20 protein-coding genes are annotated in these 22,517 nt (G+C 60.2%); 14 read left to right on the forward strand and 6 right to left on the reverse strand.

What is annotated here, in order from left to right; genetic code table 11:
• The first annotated feature begins 23 nt into the window (after nt 1–23).
• The 5 genes from GRO01_RS09865 to GRO01_RS09885 are packed head-to-tail and all read left to right on the forward strand — an operon-like array spanning nt 24 to nt 4,364.
• Nucleotides 24–1,124, forward strand: a complete 1,101-nt coding sequence (locus GRO01_RS09865; protein WP_371857398.1) for a cysteine desulfurase family protein — start codon at nt 24–26, stop codon at nt 1,122–1,124.
• Nucleotides 1,125–1,146: 22 nt separating this feature from the next.
• Nucleotides 1,147–2,289, forward strand: a complete 1,143-nt coding sequence (locus GRO01_RS09870) for a cysteine desulfurase family protein (protein ID WP_062511534.1) — start codon at nt 1,147–1,149, stop codon at nt 2,287–2,289.
• A gap of 22 nt (nt 2,290–2,311) precedes the next feature.
• Entirely contained in the window at nt 2,312–2,626 is a 315-nt protein-coding gene (locus GRO01_RS09875; RefSeq protein WP_011252912.1) for a ferredoxin family 2Fe-2S iron-sulfur cluster binding protein, read from the forward strand.
• A 5-nt stretch (nt 2,627–2,631) separates the two neighbouring features.
• Nucleotides 2,632–3,717 carry a tRNA 2-thiouridine(34) synthase MnmA gene (gene mnmA / locus GRO01_RS09880; RefSeq protein ID WP_062511345.1) on the forward strand — a complete coding sequence of 362 codons (1,086 nt, stop codon included), beginning with the start codon at nt 2,632–2,634 and terminating at the stop codon, nt 3,715–3,717.
• Complete coding sequence (locus GRO01_RS09885) at nt 3,717–4,364, forward strand: glutathione S-transferase family protein (RefSeq protein WP_062511347.1); 648 nt, start codon at nt 3,717–3,719, stop codon at nt 4,362–4,364. The genes mnmA and GRO01_RS09885 overlap by 1 nt, the downstream gene beginning before the upstream one ends.
• Before the next feature lie 3 nt (nt 4,365–4,367).
• Here the strand turns inward: GRO01_RS09885 and GRO01_RS09890 are convergent, their stop codons facing one another.
• Nucleotides 4,368–4,577 carry a hypothetical protein gene (locus tag GRO01_RS09890; protein ID WP_083541437.1) on the reverse strand — a complete coding sequence of 70 codons (210 nt, stop codon included), beginning with the start codon at nt 4,575–4,577 and terminating at the stop codon, nt 4,368–4,370.
• 172 nt (nt 4,578–4,749) lie between these two features.
• On the opposite strand from GRO01_RS09890, the gene GRO01_RS09895 reads away from it, so the two are divergent.
• The 4 genes from GRO01_RS09895 to GRO01_RS09910 all read left to right on the forward strand — a co-directional run bounded on the left by GRO01_RS09895 (nt 4,750) and on the right by GRO01_RS09910 (nt 9,022).
• The gene (locus GRO01_RS09895; RefSeq protein WP_062511355.1) at nt 4,750–5,850 is read left to right on the forward strand and encodes a DNA topoisomerase IB; all 1,101 of its coding nucleotides are present in this window, start codon (nt 4,750–4,752) and stop codon (nt 5,848–5,850) included.
• Between the two features lie 33 nt (nt 5,851–5,883).
• Nucleotides 5,884–7,065, forward strand: coding sequence for an SMP-30/gluconolactonase/LRE family protein (locus GRO01_RS09900; protein WP_083541438.1), 1,182 nt, complete (start codon nt 5,884–5,886; stop codon nt 7,063–7,065).
• Nucleotides 7,066–7,198: 133 nt separating this feature from the next.
• Nucleotides 7,199–8,458, forward strand: coding sequence for a cation:proton antiporter (locus GRO01_RS09905; RefSeq protein ID WP_062511358.1), 1,260 nt, complete (start codon nt 7,199–7,201; stop codon nt 8,456–8,458).
• A 99-nt stretch (nt 8,459–8,557) separates the two neighbouring features.
• Nucleotides 8,558–9,022, forward strand: a complete 465-nt coding sequence (locus tag GRO01_RS09910) for a hypothetical protein (RefSeq protein ID WP_083541439.1) — start codon at nt 8,558–8,560, stop codon at nt 9,020–9,022.
• Nucleotides 9,023–9,058: 36 nt separating this feature from the next.
• On the opposite strand, the gene GRO01_RS09915 is transcribed toward GRO01_RS09910, so the two are convergent.
• Nucleotides 9,059–10,498, reverse strand: a complete 1,440-nt coding sequence (locus GRO01_RS09915; protein ID WP_141306977.1) for a hypothetical protein — start codon at nt 10,496–10,498, stop codon at nt 9,059–9,061.
• 115 nt (nt 10,499–10,613) lie between these two features.
• Nucleotides 10,614–11,543, reverse strand: coding sequence for a hydrogen peroxide-inducible genes activator (locus tag GRO01_RS09920; RefSeq protein ID WP_062511363.1), 930 nt, complete (start codon nt 11,541–11,543; stop codon nt 10,614–10,616).
• Between the two features lie 248 nt (nt 11,544–11,791).
• Here GRO01_RS09920 and ahpC point away from each other — a divergent pair, with 248 nt between their 5' ends.
• The 3 genes from ahpC to GRO01_RS09935 all read left to right on the forward strand — a co-directional run bounded on the left by ahpC (nt 11,792) and on the right by GRO01_RS09935 (nt 14,733).
• On the forward strand, nt 11,792–12,355 hold the full coding sequence (ahpC, locus tag GRO01_RS09925) for an alkyl hydroperoxide reductase subunit C (RefSeq protein WP_062511364.1): 564 nt from the start codon (nt 11,792–11,794) through the stop codon (nt 12,353–12,355).
• 126 nt (nt 12,356–12,481) lie between these two features.
• On the forward strand, nt 12,482–14,053 hold the full coding sequence (gene ahpF, locus GRO01_RS09930; protein WP_062511367.1) for an alkyl hydroperoxide reductase subunit F: 1,572 nt from the start codon (nt 12,482–12,484) through the stop codon (nt 14,051–14,053).
• 47 nt (nt 14,054–14,100) lie between these two features.
• A complete protein-coding gene (locus tag GRO01_RS09935) occupies nt 14,101–14,733 on the forward strand; it encodes a LysE family translocator (protein ID WP_062511369.1) in 633 nt (210 codons plus the stop codon).
• A gap of 41 nt (nt 14,734–14,774) precedes the next feature.
• Here GRO01_RS09935 and acnA read toward each other — a convergent pair whose 3' ends face one another.
• Together acnA and GRO01_RS09945 are read right to left on the reverse strand one after the other, a co-directional pair.
• Complete coding sequence (acnA, locus tag GRO01_RS09940; RefSeq protein WP_062511370.1) at nt 14,775–17,468, reverse strand: aconitate hydratase AcnA; 2,694 nt, start codon at nt 17,466–17,468, stop codon at nt 14,775–14,777.
• Nucleotides 17,469–17,501: 33 nt separating this feature from the next.
• Nucleotides 17,502–18,524, reverse strand: a complete 1,023-nt coding sequence (locus GRO01_RS09945) for an isocitrate/isopropylmalate dehydrogenase family protein (RefSeq protein WP_062511371.1) — start codon at nt 18,522–18,524, stop codon at nt 17,502–17,504.
• Between the two features lie 113 nt (nt 18,525–18,637).
• Here GRO01_RS09945 and GRO01_RS09950 point away from each other — a divergent pair, with 113 nt between their 5' ends.
• Nucleotides 18,638–19,564, forward strand: a complete 927-nt coding sequence (locus GRO01_RS09950; RefSeq protein ID WP_062511373.1) for a LysR family transcriptional regulator — start codon at nt 18,638–18,640, stop codon at nt 19,562–19,564.
• A gap of 8 nt (nt 19,565–19,572) precedes the next feature.
• On the opposite strand, the gene GRO01_RS09955 is transcribed toward GRO01_RS09950, so the two are convergent.
• Nucleotides 19,573–20,664: an AI-2E family transporter gene (locus GRO01_RS09955; protein ID WP_062511374.1), complete on the reverse strand. Its 1,092-nt coding sequence runs from the start codon at nt 20,662–20,664 to the stop codon at nt 19,573–19,575.
• 789 nt (nt 20,665–21,453) lie between these two features.
• Here GRO01_RS09955 and GRO01_RS09960 point away from each other — a divergent pair.
• Nucleotides 21,454–22,386, forward strand: a complete 933-nt coding sequence (locus GRO01_RS09960) for a nucleoside hydrolase (protein ID WP_062511376.1) — start codon at nt 21,454–21,456, stop codon at nt 22,384–22,386.
• The last annotated feature ends 131 nt before the right edge of the window (nt 22,387–22,517 follow it).

The raw sequence follows: 22,517 nt of genomic DNA on the forward strand, positions 1-22,517 counted from the left end.
CCAGTTTGTCCAATCTGGAAAACATGATGACTGCGCCTATGACCGCCTCCGGGACGACCTATCTTGATGCCAACGCAACCGAGCTGCTGCGCCCCTGCGCAAGGGATGCGGCAGTGGACGGAATGATGCTGTCGGGAAATCCGTCTTCGGTTCATGCGCAGGGACGCGAAGCACGCCGGTTCCTTGAAGACGCCCGCAGTCGCATGGCGGCCGGTTTCGGGCGGATTTCCGGCACCTGCGTGTTCACGTCCGGGGCGACGGAGGCCGATGCAATGGCCGTTCATGCCTTTGGACAGGGACGCCGGATTTTTGTCGGGGCGACGGAACATGATGCCATTCTCAAGGCCGCACCGGAGGCTGAAATCCTGCCCGTGAACGGGGACGGGATTCTGGACGTGGAACACATGCGCGCGCGGTTGCAGGAGACTGGTCCGGCACTGGTCTGTGTGATGTCCGCGAATAACGAGACGGGCGTGCTCTCACCGCTGGAGGATGTGCTGGCAGTGTGTCGCGACTCGGGGGCGCATCTGCATGTCGATGCTGTACAGAGCGCGGGGCGGGTGTCTTTCACGCTGGGCGGATGCAGTGTTGCAGTGTCCGGGCACAAGATGGGTGGGCCCAAAGGGGCGGGGGCGCTTTTGCTGGCGGAAGACGAGCCCATGGACGCGCTGGTGGCCGGTGGCGGCCAGGAGCGGGGACGCCGGGGCGGGACGCAGGCCCTGCCGGCCATTCTGGGCATGGCGGCGGCGTTCGATGCGGCGCGGGTGCAGGACTGGGCTTCGGTGCAGCGTCTTCGGGATCGGGTCGAAGCAACTGCGAAAAGTGTTAGTGCGCGGGTTGCGGGAGAGGCTGTGGCGCGGCTGCCGAATACGAGCTGTCTGATTCTGGACGGTGTGGCGGCGCAGGTGCAGCTCATGGCGCTGGATCTGGCCGGGTTCTGCGTCTCGGCAGGGTCGGCCTGTTCGTCGGGGAAGGTGTCGTCCTCGCATGTCCTGCGGGCAATGGGAGAGACGGAGGGCGCGTCGCAGGCCATCCGCGTCTCGCTGCCTTGGAATGTGCAGGAAGTCCAGGTCGAGGCATTCTGCGAGGCTTACGAGGCGATGGCGCGGCGTCTGCGGAAATGAGGTGGGCAAAGGGGCAGCGGGCATGATCTATCTCGATTATCTTTCGACAACGCCGTGTGATCCGGCAGTCGTGAAGGCCATGCTGCCCTGGTTCGGGGAGGATTTCGGCAATCCGCACAGTCCGCATGGGCCCGGGCGGAAGGCGGCGGCAGCCGTGGAGCGGGCGCGGGAGAGCGTGGCGCGGCTTCTGGGCGTGGAAGCTCGGGAGATTGTGTTCACGTCTGGTGCGACGGAAGCGAACAATCTCGCCATCAAGGGGGCTGCGCGTCATTTGGCGCGTCTGGGCGATCCGCGGCGTCGGATTGTCACGGTGGCGACGGAGCACAAATGCGTTCTGGAATCGGTGCGGGATCTGGAAAGTGAGGGCTTTGAAGCGGTCGTGCTCGGTGTGGACGGCGAGGGGCGGGTTGATCCCGAAGCCATGCGGGAGGCGCTGAAAGTCCCGACGCTGCTGGTCAGCATCATGGCGGCGAATAACGAGACTGGCGTGTTGCAGGATATTCCGCAGCTTGCGGCGATCGTGAAGGAGCATGGTGCGCTGATGCATGTCGATCTGGCGCAGATGGCGGGGAAGATGCCGGTGTCGCTGCGGGATGTGGATCTGGCATCCGTCTCTGCTCACAAGATGTACGGCCCCAAGGGGATCGGGGCGCTCTATGTCCGGAGAAAGCCGCGTGTTCGGCTGGAGCCGCTGTTTTCCGGGGGCGGGCAGGAGCGGGGGCTTCGGTCCGGAACGCTGCCGACGCCTCTGATTGTGGGGTTTGGTGAGGCTGCGGATCTGGCGGCCGCGACCATGGGGGATGAGGCGGCGCGTCAGGTGTTCCTGCGAGATGATCTGTGGGCGCAGCTTCGCGAAGGCCTGCCGGGGATTGCTCTGAACGGCAGCGGAGCGCCGCGTCTGGCAGGGGCGTTGAATGTCTGTCTGCCGGACGGATGTCGGGCGCTGGATGTCCTTGAAGCCTGTCCGGATGTCGCTGCTTCGACCGGATCAGCCTGCACGGCAGCGGAGATTGCGCCCTCCTATGTCTTGACGGCGATGAGACTTTCTGCGGAGAAGGCGTCCCGGTGCTTGCGCCTGTCGGTCGGACGCTCTACCTCCAAGGCCGATATTGACCGTGCGGCCTCTCTTCTGATCGCAGCTGCCCGGGCGTGCCAACCCAACTGAAACCGGAAAAAGCGGACGAACTATGCCCAAGATGACCTTTATCGAGCGTGATGGAACCCGTCGTGACGTTGACGCGCCTGTCGGCCTGTCGGTGCTGGAAATCGCACACAAGCATGACATTGACCTGGAAGGTGCGTGCGAAGGTTCGCTGGCCTGCGCGACCTGCCATGTGGTTGTCGATCCGGAATGGGCCGCCAAGCTGAGTGCGCCGACGGATGACGAGGAAGACATGCTCGACCTGGCGTTCGGTCTGGAAAAGACGTCCCGTCTGGGTTGCCAGATCGTCATGACGGACGCGCTTGATGGCCTGACCGTCCGTCTGCCGAAGGCGGGCTGAGCATCATGCGGATCCTCGTTGCCATGTCGGGAGGCGTGGACAGTTCCGTAGTGGCCGCGCTGCTCAAACGGCAGGGCCACGAGGTGATTGGCGCGACGCTTCAGCTCTACGATCACGGACAGGCCGCCAAGCCGGGCGCGTGCTGTGCGGGGCGTGACATCATGGATGCGCGCGCCGTGGCGGACCGTCTGGGCTTTCCGCACTACGTGATTGATGCGGAAAGCCGGTTCCGCGACAGCGTGGTCGAGAGCTTTGCCGATGCCTATGCGCGTGGCGAGACCCCGGTTCCGTGCGTGGCCTGCAATCAGGGCGTGAAGTTCACGGACCTTCTGGGCATGGCGCGGGATCTGGGCTGTGAGGCCATGGCGACCGGACATTATGTCCGCCGTATCGAGGGGCCGGAGGGTGCGGAAATGCACCGTCCCGTCGATGCGGAGCGGGACCAGACCTGGTTCCTGTTCGCGACGACAAAAGACCAGTTGGATTATCTGCGCTTTCCGCTGGGCGAGATGCCGGACAAGGCGCATGTCCGTGCGCTGGCGCAGGAACTGGGGCTGGAAATTGCCGCCAAGCCCGACAGTCAGGACATCTGCTTCGTGCCCAACGGTTCCTATGCCGAACTGGTCGAGAAGCTGCGTCCGGAAGTCCGGGGCGAGGGCGAGATCGTGGATGAAGACGGCCGCGTGCTTGGCCGTCATGAAGGCGTGGCGCGCTATACGGTCGGGCAGAGCAAGCGTCTGGGCGACATCCATACTGCAACGGGCGAGCGCCAGATGGTGACGCGCATCGATGTGCCAAAGCGACGCATTGTGGTCGGACCGCGCGTGCAGGTTTCGGAAGCTGACAGCCGGCGCACCGTGCGTCTGCGGGACATGAACTGGCTGATCGATGTCCCTGCGGACGGCGTGCGCTGTGGCGTGCAGATCCGGGCGCGGGAGAAGCTGCGCGAGGCTGTCGTGAAGCCGCTGGAGAATGGTGGCGCGCTGGTGGAACTGACCGAGGCTGCAATGCCTGCGCCGGGTCAGGCCTGTGTGCTGTATGACGGAAGCCGCGTTCTGGGTGGTGGCTTCATTACTGCGGGAGATGCCTGATGGCTGGGGTACTGCTTCTGGGATCGCGCCGGTATTCGTCCTGGTCGCTGCGGGGCTGGCTGGCGGTGCGTCTGGCCGGGCTGGATGTGACGGAAGAGGTCATCCCGCTCAAGGGTGGGGGCAAGACGACAGAAATTCATGCGCGCTCGCCCAACCGGATGGTGCCGTATCTGACGCATGACGGCGCGGATGTCTGGGAAAGTCTGGCGATCTGCGAATACTGCGCTGAAATTGCGCCTTCGCTTTGGCCGGAAGACCGGATCGTGCGCGCCCATGCCCGCAGCATCAGTGCGCAGATGCATGCCGGTTTCCGCCCGATCCGCCAGAACTGCTCCATGGATGTTGAACGCGTTCCGGTGCCCCTGCCGGAGATCAGCGAGGAACTGGCCGCCGACGTGGCGTTGCTCAGTCGAACGCTCAAGGGCGCGCTACTGCGCTCGGGCCAGCCGACACCGTTCCTGTTTGGTGACCGGATGACGGTGGCGGACTGTATGTATGCGCCGATCGCGATCCGGATTCATATTTTTGAACTGGATGTTGATCCGGTTGTGAAAACCTGGGTACGGACAATGCTCGATTATCCGCTGATGCAGGAATGGTACGACCTGGCAGCGGCTGAACCGGCGGAGTGGCGGCTAGCCTACTGACGTTCAGTGATGGGCGAAGCTCATGCCGGTCTGCAACGCAGTGCGGAGGACTTCGGCCCAGATATTGCCGTTGCCACCCATGCCGCCCCGCTGATGATCCCGGACAGTGTAACCGGAATCGTCATCATTCGCGGCGTCCGCCATGTCGGCCGGGGAACGTGAGGCACAGGCCGAAAGCAGAATAAAAATGGCAATCGCGCTGGTCTTTCTCACGGCGTCCGGTTCCTTCTGTTCCCCTGCCGGAAAGAATGCGTTCCGCCTGCATGTCTGTCATGTCAGGAACCGTAAGGAAGCGTAAACCAGCAATGCGCCTTCGCATCGGCTTTCCTGAAACCCGGTCCCGTCTGTGACGCTTTATGTCCGTAACAGAGATGAGGCTGGCGGAATGAGTGCGGCGGATAGCAGGGAAGCGGACGCAAAGAAGCAGGCGCGCAAGGCGGGACTGCGCTATGTGGACCGCTCGATGCCGGGGATTACGCGTCGTCGCCCCGGGCAGGGCTTTGCGTTCTATGCACCCGACGGCAGTCATATCGTCGATCCGGATGTCATCGCCCGCATCCGCCGTCTGGCCATTCCCCCGGCCTATCGGAATGTCTGGATCTGCCCTGATCCGCAGGGACATCTTCAGGCCGTTGGCGAAGATGCACGTGGACGCCTGCAATATCGCTATCATCCGCTGTGGCAGGGTGTGCGGGACGAAGGCAAGTTCGGGCACATGCTGGTCTTCAGCGAGAAACTGCCACTTCTGCGTGAACGTGTTGATCACGACCTGCGCCGGCGCGGGCTGGAACGCGAGCGTGTTCTGGCGGCGATTGTCCGTCTCATGGAACGTACGATGGCCCGGATCGGCAATGACCGTTACGCGAAAGAGAACCGCAGCTACGGGCTGACCACCCTGCGCCACAAACATGCGACCGTGCATGGCAGGCACCTGACGCTCGATTTTCGCGCCAAGCACGGGATCGAGCAGCATCTGGAACTGGATGATCCCCGTCTGGCCCGTATTGTCTCCCGCCTTGAGGACCTGCCGGGGCAGCGACTGTTTCAGTATGTCGATGCGGATGGCGCCCGCCACGACATCCATTCACAGGATGTGAATGCCTATCTTCAGGAGATCACGGGCGCGGATATTACCGCCAAGGATTTCCGGACCTGGGCCGCAACACAACTTGCTGCCGTCACGCTTTGTGCGTTCAGTCAGTACGATACAAAGGCGAAAGCAAAGAAGCAGCTTGTTGAAGCCGTCAAATCCGTGGCGGCCAAGCTCGGCAATACGCCGGCAGTCTGCAAACGCAGCTACATCAATCCCTGCGTGCTGGACGGGTATCTGGACGGAAGTCTGCGCGAAGCCTTCAAGAGCAGGGCGCAGGAGGTTCTGGATCATGAAGGCTATGGTCTGACGGCGGAAGAAGCAGCCGTGGCCGGTTTTCTGGCCAGCCGTCTGCCTGATCTCAAACCGGGCCAGGACGCCGGCAAGATATCCTGAAACAGCCTGTCCTTTCCAACTGGGAGTTCCGACGTGTCCTTACCTGATCGCCGTTCCGTTCTTCGTGGAGCCGCTGCTGTTTTCCTGTCCGGCGCGGCCGCGCGGGCTGCAACGCGTGAGCCTCATCCGGCTGATGTCATGACGCAGCCTGTCCGCGATTTCGGGCCGCATGCGCCTCCGGCGTTCGTTCCCGATCCGGATATTCTTTCGCTGGATCCGTCATTCGGTGATCTGGTGTTCAAGAACGGCAATATCGAACGCGTCTGGAGCGGTGGTGGCTGGCTGGAAGGGCCTGCCTGGATCAGCGAAGGCCGGTTCCTTCTCCTGTCCGATACGGTCCGCAGTGCGCAGTACAGGTTTTTGCCGGAAGAGAACCTGATGACGACCTATCGGAAGGAAAGCTTCAACAGCAACGGCAATACCGTGGACCTGCAGGGACGCATTCTGACCTGTGAGCATGGTCTGCGCCGTGTCATCCGCTGGGAACAGGACGGGACCTGCACGGTGCTGGCCGATAAGTTTGAGGGGCAGGGGCTCAACTCGCCGAACGATATCATCGTTAATCCGGCGGATGGGAGCATCCTGTTCAGCGATCCAGCCTATGGCGACTGTCTGGCGGAAGGGCATCCGGATGCTCCGGGTGGACGTGCCAACCGGGAAGGCAAACTGCGCTGGAACATCGGCACCGAAGCCACGACCCAGTTCGGCAGCGCAAAGCGTCAGGCGGACCATACATTCCGTATTGATCCACAAAATGGCCAGCTTGAGTCAGTGCTGACCGAAGAGCAGGTTCCGGGACCGAACGGACTGTGCCTTTCGCCGGATTTCAAGACGCTTTATGTGATTTCCACAGCACCTGATCCCGGCCTGACCGGACCGGGCGGGGACCGGAAGATCCGGGCGTTCGATATGGTCAATGGTCGCCCGCAGAACGGCCGCGTGTTTTGTGACATGACGCTGGACGGGCAGCATCTTGTGCCTGATGGCATGAAGGCGGACGTGTTCGGGAATCTGTGGTGTGGCGCGTCGGGACCGTACGGGCTGTGCGGTGTGTTCTGCTACAGCCCGGCTGGCAAGCTTCTGGGGCGCATCCGGCTGTCCCATGGTGTGTCGAACCTGACCTTTGGCGGTCTCAAGCGGAACGAGCTTTACATGTGTGCCGCAGGCAGCCTGTATCGTCTCATGCTGAACACGCAGGGCGCGGGATTGTGCTGAAAATCCACAGGTAAGGCCATCGTGAGAAACTCTTGCTGAAGCAACTTCAGGCGCCCCTCAGCAGTTAAGCAGAAGAAATCTGTTTGCAGGCGGACCGGCATGTTCTGAGCCGGCGCCAGGGGGAAATGCGACCATGAACTCTCTGGGGCTGTTTGCTCTGCTGCTGGCTGTCGCAACACTGCTTGGAATCATCAATTACCGTACCCTGAAGCTGCCACTGACCATTGGGATCCTGCTGATTTCGATGGTGATTTCCCTGATCGTCATGATTCTGAACCCGCTGTTTCCGGGCTATGACCTTCAGCAGGTTCCCCAGACATTGCTGGGAACGATCAATCTGCCCCGGACCCTGCTGGACGGGGCACTGTCCTTTCTGCTCTTTGCCGGAGCAATGCAGGTCGATCTGGGCTTGCTGGTGTCGCGCGGAAAATCGGTCGCGGCGCTGGCAATTCTTGGGACATCGCTGGCTGTGGGGCTGCTCGCGGTTCCGGCCTGGCTCATCTTTCCTGTATGCGGGCTTGAAGTACCTTTCAGCTGGTGTGTGCTGCTGGGGGCAATGCTTGCGCCGACCGACCCGGTTTCGGTCGTGGGGATGCTGCGCCGGCTTGGACTGCCGCCAGCTCTACAGGCGACTTTTGCGGGTGAGAGTCTTTTCAATGATGGTGTGGGCGTTGTTATTTTCGGCACCATGATCGGTCTGGCGACAGGCGAAACCAGTTCCGTCTCGATCGGGGATTTCGTCTTCCGGTTTCTGGTCGAGGCTGTCGGGGGCGGTCTGCTTGGGGCATTTACCGGTTGGCTGACGTTGCTGCTGCTGCGCGGTGTAGACGACACGCAGATCGATCTGCTGGGTTCTCTGGCGCTTGCGACCGGAACTTACAGTCTGGCGAACGGGCTGCACATGTCCGGCCCGATTGCCGTTGTAGTCGCCGGGATGAGTCTTGCGGGCAAGGCCGGTCATCGAGCCATCACGGCAAAGTCCCGCGAGGAAATGGTGGTGTTCTGGAACCTGATCGATGAAATCCTGAATGCGCTGCTGTTTCTGCTCATCGGGTTCGAAATTCTGGAAATCAAACCCCATCTGCCACCCTTCCTGACAATGCTTGTGGTCATCCCGCTTTCGGTTCTTGTGCGCGGAGCAAGTGTGTTCCTGTCCACCATGCCTGTGCATCTGGAGACGGGTGAGCGGGGGCGGGCTCTGGGTGTGCTGACATGGGGCGGACTGCGCGGAGGCATTTCCGTGGCATTGGCACTGTCGCTGCCTGCCGGGGAACTGCGCGATACGCTGCTGCCGGTGTGTTACGGGGTCGTGGTGTTCACGATTATTGTGCAGGGGCTGACGATGGGGCGTGTGGTGCGTTGGCTGTATCCCGAGACGGTTCCGCCTGCCTGAAGCCTTACCTCCGCAAAAGGTGTTCGGTGGGGCCGATGGGTTCCACCGGGGCGCTGTGATAGGTTCGGAAAACAGAGAGTTCTGTTGGAGTATTTGCAGATGGTGCGCTTGAAGTATTTCACGGGTTTCATGATGGCTGCGGCGCTGGGCGCCGGGCTGGCCCCTCATGGAGCATCAGCCACGCCGCTGGCGGGGCAGACGGCCTGCTGGCAGTCGAATGTGGGTGAAGATCCGCGCCCGGAAGTCAGTTGCCAGAGCCTGACGCCGGAGTTCCTGCGCAAGCTTGAACATGCGACCCCGGCTCAGGTGGTCAAGCTGTTCGGCGTTCCGGGAAAAGACGGCAAGCCGACCTATTTCGAAGGCGTAGGCAAAGTGCCGGGCTTTCGGAACGGTTATGTTGATCTGGTGTATGGAAGCGGCCGCGTGACGAAGCTGAGCGCGGTTACAACCGAGTTCCAGAACAACGGGATGGCTGGCCCGGAGATGGATTTCGGGTGGGATGCGGGGAAAGGCGAATGTTCGGATTTCCCGGGTTCGACCCATCGCTGCAACGCGCCGCAGTAAAGATCGTGTTCTAATATCCGGTCACCTTCCGTCTCCCTACCGGGGAACGGAAGGGAGGCTGGATGGTGGCAGGACGTGGATCGTTGTTTTGCCGAAATACCGCATGGCAGACTGGACGTCCCAGCCGGGTCCCCCCGCGTGATAGGTTCCAGGCTCCCAGTACCAGTAATAAAACGCAGGCGAGCTTGTGCCCTGCTGATAGATCATGTCCGTTCCGCTAGACAGGCCCGATGCCCACAGACGCTGATGGGCAGCCTTTTCCAGCGGGAGGCCTGCAATGGCCAGTGACATGCCAGGCAGCCGCCAGTACCCGGTCCATGCGGTAAACACCAGCAGACCTGCCAGGGCGCTGCTTTCCAGCATTTTTGCGGGAGCCCTGTTTTGCAACAGGAATGTCAGTCTTTCTGACAGTATCGTGCTCAGGGCTGCTGCAAGGAGAAGGATCAGCAGGAAGGACAGGTCCAGCCGGAAGGTTTCATGGCGCTGGCAGCACAGGAAGCCGAATTCGTAAAACGCCGCGGCGATCGTCAGATACATTGCGCCGATAAGTGCGATGGCTGGCAGTATCAGAGTGCGGAGGGCCGGACGGATACCGCAGGTCATGAAAAGCGCAGTCAATGCACCGGTCAGGATAAGTTTCAGCGTAAGCCCGGCCGCAATTGCTGATCCGGTAAAAGTGCTGCCCCTGCTCAGTTCATCCGGCTGAAGCGCGATCATTGTGTTCAGGAGCGGGCTGAAAGATGCGGCGAAACTTGCCCAGACGTGCCCGTGGGTAGGCGTATACGGGAAGCCTCCAATGCTCACGCGATGGTTGAAAATCATGCTCGCGGCCAGACAGAGCCATGTTCCAGCGGGAAAAAACAGCCAGTTTCGCTGCCTGTCTGGCAGATCATTACGGAAAAACAGCGCCTGAAAACCACGTCCGCCCAGCCAGAGCGTGCCGAGGAAAAGCCCTGCTTCGCTTGACGTCATGGCGAGTGTCAGAAGCAGGGCTTCGGCTCTGCCGGACAGGATGTTTGCGATGTTCAGCAGAACCAGTCCGCAGGCTGCGGCCAGAACGGGAAGATGGGCAATTGTTGCCATGGGCCAGTAGAAAAGATCGGCCGATGGATGACCCAGCATGAAAATGGCCGCCAGGGACGCTGCAATCAGCATCCGGGCCGGGACCGGGATGCGGGCCTGACGCAGGAAGGGAAGAAACGCCACTATGGCGCAAAACAGCCAGGTCAGAGACAGGAAGACCCAGGTCAGCGGCCGGTGGAGCAGGTTGACGAGACTTCCATAGCCGAAAATGACGATTTCGGAAAAAGGACGCATGCTCCAGTGCAGCATCCGGTCAGACAGGAAGGCCAGACCATGCTCGCGGATATTGGAAAAATAGTCATATTCGTCCCCCTGCCAGACTGCGGCAGGAAGAATGAAGGCCTGCAGGCCAATTACGATGACCATGACGCTGACGACAAAGCCGTAAGCCATGCCCATCAGATCCGGATATCCGGCACCGGATGCTGATGGTCTGAAGCACTGCTTTTGAGTGGCTGGCTGCGAAGGATCTGCCTGTCCGGACACGTCTGAACTCTTTCAATCGGCCTCAGGTGCAGGCGTGGCAGTGTTCCGGGGTGATGCTGCGCAGATAGGCTGCGAATTCGCGGAAGACGGGGCCGCGCGGGTCTGATGCGCGCCAGGTCAGGCCGATCGTGCGACGTGCTTCGGGCTCGGGCAGGCTGCGGACGGTGATCAGATCCTCGAAATCCGTGCGGTTGCGCAGGGCAAGCTGGGGGATCAGGGAGAAACCTTCACCGGCGCCGATCATGTACCACAGCATCTCAAGGCTGGTGGCCAGGCGCTCTTCGCCGTCGCGGGGGACGGTCGGGCAGATGGACAGGGCCTGATCGCGCAGGCAGTGCCCGTCTTCGAGCAGGAGCAGGTCCGGCCGGCCAAGCTGGCTGAGGGACAGTTTGGGTTTCTTTGCCAGCTCATGCGTGCTTGGGAATACGGCGAGAAAGGCTTCCTCGAAAAGCGGCGCGCTTTCCAGAGCATCCGATGGTGCTGGCAGCGCCATCAGCGCGACATCCAGTTCGCTGTTGCGCAGGGCGTGGACCAGCGTGTTCGTCATGCTTTCGCGCAGGCGCAGGTTGAGGGACGGATAGTGTTCCCGCAGACGCGGCAGAAGGCCGGGAATGTAATACGGGCCGAGCGTGGGAATAACGCCGAGCCGCAGGGCCCCTTCCATCGGACCGGTCTGGGCACGGGCGACCTCGAGCAGGTTGCGGGCCGCCGCCAGGACGTCGCGCCCCAGTGCCAGCAGGCGTTCGCCGTCGGGGGTCGGGGCAACATGGCGCCGGGAGCGTTCGAACAGCGTGACATCCAGAAGCTGTTCGAGCTTGCGGACCTGTTCGGACAGCCCGGCCTGACTGACACCGCAGCGTTCCGCTGCGCGGGAGAAGTTGCGCAGGTCATCGACCGCAACCACATATTCGATGTCGCGCAGGGAAAGGCCGGAAAGGGGGACGTAGCTCATGCCCCGATAGATATGACCGAATACCCCAATGGGGAAGTGCGGTTCTGCCTGTCATGAAGAAATAGCGGCGGAATACCCAAGGCTCAGGATGAGGGGGCACGCATCCTGATCGGGAGTCTTGATATCTTCATCTCGTCAATTCGGTTCTGGCGATCAGTCATATTGACAGGAACTGTTTCCTGTCCCTCTCTTTCTGTGGGACACAGAGTCCGCAACACAACTTCAACCCAAGGTCAGGAGACAGTCTGATGGTTCGCATCAACTCCCCGCTGAAGCCCTTCTCTACCGATGCTTTCCGCAACGGTGAGTTTCTCACGGTCACGGACTCCGACGTTCTCGGCAAGTGGTCCGTTTTCTTTTTCTATCCGGCTGATTTCACGTTCGTCTGCCCGACGGAACTCGAAGACCTCGCCGACAACCAGGCTGCTTTCGACAAGCTGGGCGTTGAAATCTATTCCGTCTCCACGGACAAGCATTTCACGCACAAGGCCTGGCACGACACCTCCCCGGCCATCGGCAAGATCAAGTACACGATGCTGGGTGACCCGACGGGCACGATCGCACGCAACTTCGACGTGCTGATCGAGGAAGCCGGTCTGGCCGATCGCGGCACGTTCCTGATCGATCCGGAAGGCAAGATCCAGTACATCGAGATCACTGCCGGTGGCGTTGGCCGTAGCGCAACCGAGCTTCTGGAGAAGATCCAGGCTGCACAGTACGTCGCAAGCCATCCGGGTGAAGTCTGCCCGGCCAAGTGGAAGGAAGGCGGCGAGACGCTGAAGCCGTCCCTCGACCTCGTCGGCAAGATCTGATCCGGCACCGGATCTGATAATGGTGGGGCCTTCGGGTTCCACCAGCCTCCGCCTCCTTCATGGAGGCGGCTGCACCGGACAGTCTTCCGGTTCGATATTCCAAACCCCGAAATCCGGAGAAACCCAATGCTTCAGGACGACCTGAAAACCCAGATGCGCGCCTATATGGAGTACCTGCGTGATGCGGTGGTCCTTGAGGCGACCCTTGGCACGGATGACCGTTCCACCGAAGTGCGCGGTCTGCTGGAAGACATTGCCAGCCTGTCCCCCAAGGTGACGTTTTCGGACAAGGGGCAGGGTACGCGTACGCCATCCTTCGTGATCCGCCGCCCCGGTACGGATGTTCAGGTCTGCTTCGCCGGTCTGCCGATGGGGCACGAGTTCACGTCTCTGGTTCTGGCGCTGCTTCAGGTCAGCGGGCATCCGCCGAAGATCGAAGCGGATGTGGTCGAACAGATCCGCGCGCTGGACGGCGACTTCCATTTCGAGACGTATTTCTCCCAGTCCTGCCAGAACTGCCCGGATGTGGTGCAGGCGCTCAATGCCATGAGCGTGCTGAATCCGAAGATCCATCATACGGCTATTGATGGCGCGGATTTTCAGGATGAGGTGGAACGCCTCGGTATTCGTTCGGTGCCGCAGGTTTATCTGAACGGTGAGCCCTTTGCGTCGGGCCGGATGGAAGTGGCGGACATTCTTGCCAAGCTGGATACGGCTTCTGTTGCCCGTTCGGCGGAAAAGCTGAACGACATGGCGCCATTCGATGTGCTGGTGCTCGGAGCCGGGCCTGCAGGTGATGCAGCGGCGATTTATTCGGCGCGTAAGGGCCTGCGCACGGGTCTTGTGGCCGAGCGGTTTGGCGGTCAGGTCATGGATACGGCCGGGATCGAGAACTTCATTTCCGTGCAGGAAACGGAAGGGCCGAAACTCTCAGCAGCACTTGAGGCCCATGTGCGGCAGTATGACGTGCAGATCATCCCCTCACAGCTTGCTGCCAAGCTGATCCCGGCTACGGAAACCGCTGGCCTGCACCAGATCGTTTTGGAAAGTGGTGCGACCCTGCGGTCAAAGACGGTCATTATCGCGACGGGTGCGCGCTGGCGGCATCTGGGTGTGCCGGGTGAGGACGAATATCGCACTAAAGGTGTGGCCTATTGCCCGCATTGTGACGGCCCGTTCTACAAGGGGCGTCCGGTTGTCGTGACGGGTGGCGGCAATAGTGGTGTGGAAGCGGCGATCGATCTTGCCGGTATCGTCTCACACGTCACCCTGCTTCAGCGTGGCGCGCATCTGAAGGCGGACAAGGTGCTGCAGGACAAGCTGCTGAGCCTGCCGAACGTGACGGTCCTGACCAATGCCCTGACCACGGAAATCGAGGGTAACGGCAAGGAAGTCACGGGCCTGACCTACAGCGACGGCGACGGCGGTCTGCATCAGGTCAAGACGGATGGTGTGTTCGTCCAGATCGGCCTGCTGCCCAATACGGAATGGCTGAAGGGGGCGCTGAAACTGAGTCCCTATGGCGAGATCGTCATTAACGATCACTGCGCGACATCTGTGCCGGGCGTGTTTGCTGCCGGTGATGCGACGACTGTGCCTTACAAGCAGATCGTCATTGCCATGGGTGAGGGGGCAAAGGCGTCTCTGGCAGCCTTCGATTATCTGATTCGTCTGCCGGTAACGGCAAAAGCGGGTTGAAGAAGCGGGGGATTGGGGATTTGCAGAACGCGGTGTAGGTTTCGATCATGCATCCATATCTGATCCCCCTCCTGACCTTTGCCGCTGCCGCTGCGGTCTTTACGATCACGCCGGGCCTCGACACGGCCATGACGCTGCGAACCGCCACGACGTCCGGCTGGAAGGCCGGTCTGGCGGCCGTTACGGGGATCTGTCTCGGGCTGGGTATCTGGGGACTGGCGGCAGCTTTCGGGCTGACGGCGCTGCTGGCCGCGTCCGAGACGGCCTTTACGGTCGTCAAATGGGCTGGCGCGCTTTACCTCGCCTGGCTTGGGATCGGATTGATCCTGCATCCCCGGGCTTCGCTGGGGACTGCGGAGACGGTCCCGGTGCATGACGATGCCCGTGCGGCATTTCGCCGGGGCCTGCTGACCAATCTGCTCAACCCCAAGGTCGGCATTTTCTACATGACGTTCATGCCGCAGTTCATTCCGCCGCATGTGAACGTACAGGAGTTTTCGCTCCTGCTGACGGCCATTCAGGCCATCCTGTCCTTCTCGTGGCTGGCGCTTCTCGTCGCCCTGACCGTGCCGCTGGGACGGTTTCTTTCCAGCCCGGTGGTTGTGCGGCGGATGGACAGGTTGACGGGCGGGATTTTCATTGCGTTCAGTCTCAAGCTTGCTCTCAGCCGCCGGGCCTGAAACGTTAACAAAAATGGCGGGGCCGAAGCCCCGCCATTTTTTCAGTCTGCTGAGGCCATTCCCCGCAGGACGTAGGGCAGGATGTCACCGTTGCGGTAATACTCCGCCTCATCGACCGTATCGACACGGCACAGCAGTGGGACGTCCTGTGTGCTGCCATCCTGACGGGTGACCGTCATGGTCAGAGTCGCGCGGGGCGTCAGGGTTTCGATGCCGTGGATGGCAATCGTCTCTGTTCCATCCAGCCCCAGCGTCTTGCGCGTCGTGCTTGGCTCGAAGGTCAGGGGCAGGACGCCCATGCCGACGAGGTTGGAGCGGTGGATACGCTCGAAGCTCTCCGCAATAACGGCCTTGATGCCCAGCAGGCGCGTGCCTTTTGCGGCCCAGTCACGGGACGAGCCCATGCCGTATTCCTTGCCGCCGAACACGACGAGCGGCACGCCGTCCTGCGCATAGCGGCTGGCGGCATCATAGATGGACATCTGCGCGCCATCGGGCTGATGCAGCGTGACGCCACCTTCGGTTCCGGGAGCCATCTCGTTGCGGATGCGGATATTGGCGAAGGTGCCCCGGACCATGACGCGGTCATTGCCGCGACGTGAGCCGTAGGAATTGAAATCCTTCACCGCAACCTGATGGTCCTGAAGGTACACACCTGCAGGCGAAGAGGCCGCAATCGCACCAGCCGGGGAGATGTGGTCGGTCGTGATGTTGTCGCCCAGAAGTGCCAGAATCCGCGCTCCGGAAATGTCCTTCGTGGGCGCGGGTTTGGCGGTCAGACCGTCGAAATAGGGCGGGTTCTGCACATAGGTCGAGCCCGGCTGCCAGTCATAGGTGGGCGAGGTTCCGGCCGAGGCCAGGGCCTGCCATTCCTTCGTGCCTTCCGTGATGTGGCTGTAACGCTCGACGAAGGCTTCCCGCGTCACGGCAGAGCCGACGAGTTCTGCGATTTCGTGGTTGGTGGGCCAGATATCACGCAGATAAACCGGTGTGCCATCGGGTGCGTATCCCAGAACAGCCGTCGTGATGTCTTCGCGCATCGTCCCCAGCAAGGCATAGGCGACGACCAGCGGCGGGCTGGCGAGATAGTTGGCGCGGACATTGGGCGAAATCCGGCCTTCGAAGTTCCGGTTGCCGGACAGGACGGAGGTCGCCACCAGACCATTGCCTTCAATGGCGTCCACAAGTTCCTTCGCCAGCGGGCCGGAATTGCCGATGCAGGTCGTGCAGCCGTAGCCGACAGTCTCGAAACCCAGCGCGTCCAGATCGGCGCTCAGATTGGCGCGATCCAGATAATCCGTGACGACCTGCGAGCCCGGTGCGAGGGACGTTTTCACCCAGGCCTTCGGCATCAGGCCGAGTGCTCTGGCCTTGCGCGCCACCAGTCCGGCCGCCACCAGAACGGCCGGGTTGGACGTGTTGGTGCAGGACGTGATGGCGGCGATGACGATGGAGCCGTGCCCGATCGCATAATCCGTGCCAGCGACGGGCGCGGTCTTGTGGATGTCGGCGGATTTGACGCCCAATGCGTCTGTCAGGGCTTTTTCAAAAGCCGGGGTGGCGGCGGAGAGTTCGATGCGGTCCTGTGGGCGCTTGGGGCCGGAAATGCAGGACGTGACCGTGCCCAGATCCAGCGTCAGAACGTCCGAGAACACCGGCTCCGGCGTGGAGGCATCGCGGAACATGCCCTGCGCCCGCAGCCAAGCTTCCGTCAGTGCAATGCGGTGTTCGTCACGGCCGGTCTGGCGCAGATAGTCGAGCGCCAGCGCATCCACGGGGAAGAAGCCGCAGGTCGCGCCATATTCCGGCGCCATGTTCGCGATGGTCGCACGGTCCGCGACCGGCAGATGATCCAGCGCCGGGCCAAAGAACTCCACGAACTTGCCGACTACGCCCTTGGCGCGCAGCATCTGCGTGACCGTCAGGACCAGATCGGTCGCGGTCGTGCCTTCCGGCAGACGCCCTTCCATTCTGAAACCCACGACATCGGGGATGAGCATGGAAATCGGCTGTCCGAGCATGGCAGCTTCGGCCTCGATCCCGCCGACGCCCCAGCCCAGAACGCCCAGACCATTGACCATGGTCGTGTGGGAATCCGTGCCATACAGCGTGTCGGGATAGGCGTAGGTGACGTCGCCCACGGTTCCCGTCCAGACCACCTGGGACAGATATTCCAGATTGACCTGATGGCAGATGCCAGCCCCCGGCGGCACAACGCGAAACTGGTCGAACGCTTCCTGACCCCAGCGCAGGAACGCATAACGCTCGCCATTGCGCTCGAATTCCAGCGAGACGTTCTGCTGGAGCGCGTCCTTGCGTCCGGCGACGTCCACCATCACGGAATGGTCAATCACCAGATCGACGGGCACGAGCGGATTGACCTTCTGCGGATCACCGCCGAGCGAGACGATGCCGTCGCGCATGGCCGCCAGATCGACGACGGCCGGAACGCCGGTGAAGTCCTGCATCAGGATGCGCGCGGGCTTGAATGGCACTTCCTGCGTGGAGTGGGCGTTCTTCGTCCAGTCAACGATCGCCTGCGCGTCCTCGACGCGGTAGGTCGAACCATCCGTAAAGCGCAGGACGTTTTCGAGTAGCACTTTCAGGCTGACGGGCAGGCGCGAAATGTCGCCCAGCTTTTCAGCCGCGACGGGTAGGGAGAAATAGCGATAGGAGCGCCCCTCGATCGAAAGGTCGCGCTGGCAGTCCAGAAGGTCGTGTCCAACCTGTTTCATGATGGGAATGTTCCTTGGAGGGCTGTCAGAATATTACTGAATGACGCGCAGAAGGGCCTGCGTGACGTCCTGCGTGGTGGCCTTGCCGCCCAGATCGCGGGTACGGAGGCCTTCGACCTGAAGGATCTGCTTCATCGCACCGTCCAGACGCTGGGACAGGTCCTGCCGTCCGACATGGGCGAGCATCATGCTGCCCGCCATCATCAGTGCCAGCGGATTGGCGATGCCCTGTCCGGCGATGTCGGGCGCGGAGCCGTGCACGGCCTCGAAGATTCCCATTTTCTCGCCGATATTCGCACCCGGCGCCATACCAAGACCGCCCACGAGACCGGCCGTCAGGTCAGACAGGATATCGCCGAACAGATTGGTCGTGACGATGACGTCGTAGTTCTCGGGACGGATCACAAGCTCCATCGCGCAGGCGTCAACGATGCGCTCTTCCAGCGCCACGCGGCCTTCATATTCCGCGGCGACCTTGCGGCCTTCATGCAGGAACAGGCCGCTCAGGATTTTGAGGATGTTCGCCTTGTGGACAAGCGTCACCTTCTTGCGGTTGTTCTTTACGGCATATTCGAAGGCAAAGCGGACGATCCGGTTGCATTCGGCGCGGGTATTGAACCCGGCACCATACGCCACGGCTTCGGGGTCGCCATCCACGGCCATGTAATGCTCCATTGCGGCATACAGGCCTTCGATGTTCTCGCGGATCACGACCAGATCAACGTTTTCATAGCGGCCGCCGGGGACGATCGTCTGGGTCGGGCGGACATTGGCATACAGGTCAAAGGCCTGACGCAGTGTGACGTTGATGGAGCGGAAGCCCTTGCCGACGGGGGTGGTCAGCGGACCTTTCAGGACGAGGCCTGTGCGGCGGATGCTGTCGAGCGTGGCCTCGGGCAGGGCGGTTCCGTGCTGGTCGAACGCGCCTACGCCTGCGCTCTGGTGATCCCAGAGGAAAGGGGTGCCGAGGGCATCCATGACAGTCGTGACTGACTGCATGATTTCCGGGCCAATTCCGTCACCGGCGATGAGTGTGGCGGGAATGGTCTTGGTCATGGCGCGTTCCTGTCGGGTCAAGGGATGTATCTGTGACGCGGGGGACCTTAAAGGGGTTTCATGGTGGAAACCAATGTTTGCGGGAAGGTTTCATCATACCTTAAAAGTATGGGATGATCGAACTCAGACATCTTCATGCCGTCATCGCTATCGCCGAGGAGCGCAATCTGACGCGTGCCGCCGAGCGTCTCGGGATTCAGCAGCCTCCGCTGACCCGGCTGCTCAAGGGTATGGAACAGGAACTCGGTGTTCAGCTCTTTGAACGTCACGCTCGTGGCATGCGTCTGACGACTGCGGGACGCAGCATGCTCAAGGGGGCATATGATGTCATCGAGCGTATGGATGAGACGGTCGAGGATGTCCGGCGGATTGTACGCGGCGAGGCTGGTGAACTGTCGATCGGGTTCACCAACTCCGCGCTGTGTCATCCAAGCCTGCCTGACCTGCTGGGGCAGTTCCGCGAAACCTGGCCGGATGTGGGGCTGACGCTGACGGAAGGCAATTCCAGCCAGCTTCTGGGGGCGTTGCGGGAAGATACCGTGGATGTCGCCTTTGTCCGGACGTCCATTCCCTATGTGTCGGATGTGGTGGTTGAACTGATCGTGGAAGAGCCGATGGTAGTGGCCGTGCCGAAGAACCATCGTCTTGCAAAAGAGGCGCCTGCTGCGGGTCTGAAGCTGGCTGAACTCGAGGACGAGGACTTCATCCTGTATCAGAGCCAGTACAATAACGGCCTGTACAAGACGATCGTCGATGCCTGTCTGGGCGCAGGCTTTACGCCCCGTATTCGCCAGAAAGGTCCACAGCTTCTGGCCGCCCTGAACCTTGTTGCTGGGGGCTTAGGGATTTCACTCGTCCCCCAGTCCATGCAGCAGCATCACGCCGGACAGGTAGTCTATATCCCGCTCTCGTCCCGCACGGCCCTGACGGCGCCGCTTTATCTGGTGTTCCGTTCTGTCCGGATGACGGGGGCCAAGCTGTATTTCATCCATCAGGCGCGGCGCATCCGGCAGGCATACAGCACTGTAAAAGCAGGATAAGTATGGTGTCAGGAGTCCGACGTAAGAGACGGGGTCTTTGCGCGTGAATCACTGATCCAGCTTTTAGTCAGTGTATAGGCGACGGACAGGATAAGAGGGCCGATGAAGATACCGACCAGTCCCAGTCCGCCGAGCCCTCCGATCACGCCGAGCATGATGAGAATGAGCGGAATATCGGCCTGTTTGCGGATCAGGAACGGGCGCAGGACGTTATCGATGATGATCGTAATGATGGTGACCACGAGCAGGAGTGCTGCCGGGGCTAGACCACGGTCGAAATAGACCCAGACCACAGCCGGGAGCAGTGTGACGCCCGGCCCGGCCTGAAGCAGGCAGACCATGAAAGTCACGGCGGTCAGGATACTGACCCAAGGCGCCCCGGCAAGTTTCAGTCCGATCCCGGCCACGGCGGACTCGACAACTGCGGTGACGGTCACGCCAAATGCGACCCCCCGGATCGTATAGGCGGCGAGCTGGAGCATTTCCTTGCCGCGGCTGCCTGCCAAAATGGTGACAAGACTTTCTGCAACAGCGATCGCTGATTCAGCACGCATGAGTAGGACGCCCAGAATGATCAGCGTGAGCACGAACTGAAGGGCCAGGATACTGAAGCTTCCCGCATAGGCCAGGAATGTGTGGATCAGGGTTTCCGGAGCGGGAACAATCTGCCGGACCATTTCAGGGAATTGCATGTGCTGCAGGCGGGTCCAGAACGGTCCGATATGTGGGCCCACTAGTGGAAGGCGCGCGAGCCATTTTGGCTCATCTGGAATATGAAGGGTCGAAGATGAAGAAAGCAGGCTGACAATATCGCCAAAATGACTGGAAACCGTCGTGATGGCGAGCCAGAGCGGCAGAATGAAGACCAGCATCGCAATCAGAATGGTGAGAGAAACGGCGGCTCTGCGGCTGTTTCCGACAAGAGCCTGAAGGCGTCGCAACATGGGCCAGGTGGTCACCGCAATCGTAACGGCCCAGATCGTGGCAGGCAGGAACGGTTTGAGGATCCAGATGGCGCTGATGACAATAGCACTCGCCAGCAGGGCAACCAGAACGGACCGGGTGCTGTCCTGTGAACCATTCTGGAAAAGATCTGGCATCAGGTCATCACCTTCAGGCTAAAATGAGATCAAGAAAATATAACAGATATGATCAAGGTATGTATTTTTCGAATAAAATAAAGCTATGGATAGGCGATTTTTATGAAATTGCCCTATGGGGATCATTAATTTCCAAAAGGCATTAATCCAATTTTCGCAAGCAATGCGGATGAGTGGTATTGTATTTTCCCATATAAGAAAATAGTCATCTATAATTATTATATTGCAAAAATACTCTTTAATTTATCGAAGGTGTCATAACAATATTTAATATATAGAAATATACTTTTGGTCATCCCTGAAAATCATAAGTGAAATTTGCTAATATAAACGTTACTATAGGGAAGGTTTGGCACTTTATGGCAAAGGCCAGAATATATGTGCTGGCTACAGACCATAGACTTTGTGGTACGAGATGTTAGGGCTCTAACCCTAAGATGTGGGAACTGTCCCGCACGTAACCTTCTGAAAGTTGGCCGAAAAATCTCCCGGCGGCCTTTCCATGACTAAATCTGTTTCCATTTTTTTGGCAAACGTTCTGGTAAGGCCAACCCATGGCAGTCGTGCCATTTCCTTTGAAACGCAAGAAGATCTGCACTGGATAAATGTCTGTTCATAAAAGCTATGGGTTTTGGCTGATATGAACTATTGAGGGGATGGATGATCAAGAAGTCGGCATCACATTTTGGTTGAAGCGACAAGGGGCAGAGGGCTGATTACGGCTTTGCCTGACTGAAGGAGCGTGTCATCCTTCCGGAGACGCCGGAGAATGCCCTCGTGATCACACCTATGCCGATCATCATTGATACCGATCCGGGACAGGATGATGCGCTGACCTATTTTCTGGCACTGGCCAGCCCGGAAATTGAGCTTCTGGGTGTTACGACCGTGGCAGGCAATGTTTCGCTCGCCCAAACAACACGAAATGCCATTGTCGCGCTGGACGTCGTTGGGCGGGCAGATGTTCCAGTCTGTTCAGGGGCCGATCGGCCCCTGTTACGTCCGCTTATCGATGCGGCGCATGTTCATGGAAGGACAGGGTTTGAAGGGGCGGTCCTGCCGCCGCCCAGCCGAAAGCCATCTTCTGAACATGCCGTTGATTTCATTATACGGACGGTCATGGAGCGTGAAGCCGGGACCGTGACGCTCTGTGCGATCGGCCCCATGACGAATATTGCTCTTGCAATCACAAAGGAACCTGCACTTCGGTCAAGACTCAAACAGATTGTGGCGATGATCGGTGCTTTTTCGGAAGTCGGCAACATTACACCTAGTGCAGAATTCAATAGCTATGTTGATCCTCATGCCGCTGCCTTAGTGTTTGAGGCAGGTGTTCCCATCGTCATGGCGCCTCTGGATATCACGCACCAGTTGCACACCAGTGTCGCTCGCCTACACAGGCTTGAAACTCTTCCCAATAAAACATCGCAGATCGTGGTGGACTGGCTACGTTTTGAGAAACGTTTTGAAGCAAAGAAATATGGCACAGATGGTGGCCCACTGCACGATCCTAATACGGTGCTGTGGCTACTGCGACCGGACCTTTATCGGGGGCGGAAGGTCAATGTTCGGATTGAAACGGGAAGCGAATTGACCATGGGGGCAAGTGTGATTGACTGGTGGGGCATTACGGACCTGCCGAAGAATGCGCTGGTCCTTCGGGAGGTTGATGCTGATGCGGTTTATGAGGTGCTGACAGAGCGGCTGGCTCGTCTTCCCTGACGGTTGGCCGCTGTGATCAGTCAGACCTAGACAGCATGATCCTGGCCTGTGCCATTGAAAACGGCCTCGAAACAGTTCTGTCAGAAGATATGCAGGATGGTCTGTCAGTGTTCGATATGACCGTTATCCGG

This window comes from Gluconobacter roseus NBRC 3990, assembly GCF_006538885.1.
Taxonomy (GTDB): domain Bacteria; phylum Pseudomonadota; class Alphaproteobacteria; order Acetobacterales; family Acetobacteraceae; genus Gluconobacter; species Gluconobacter roseus.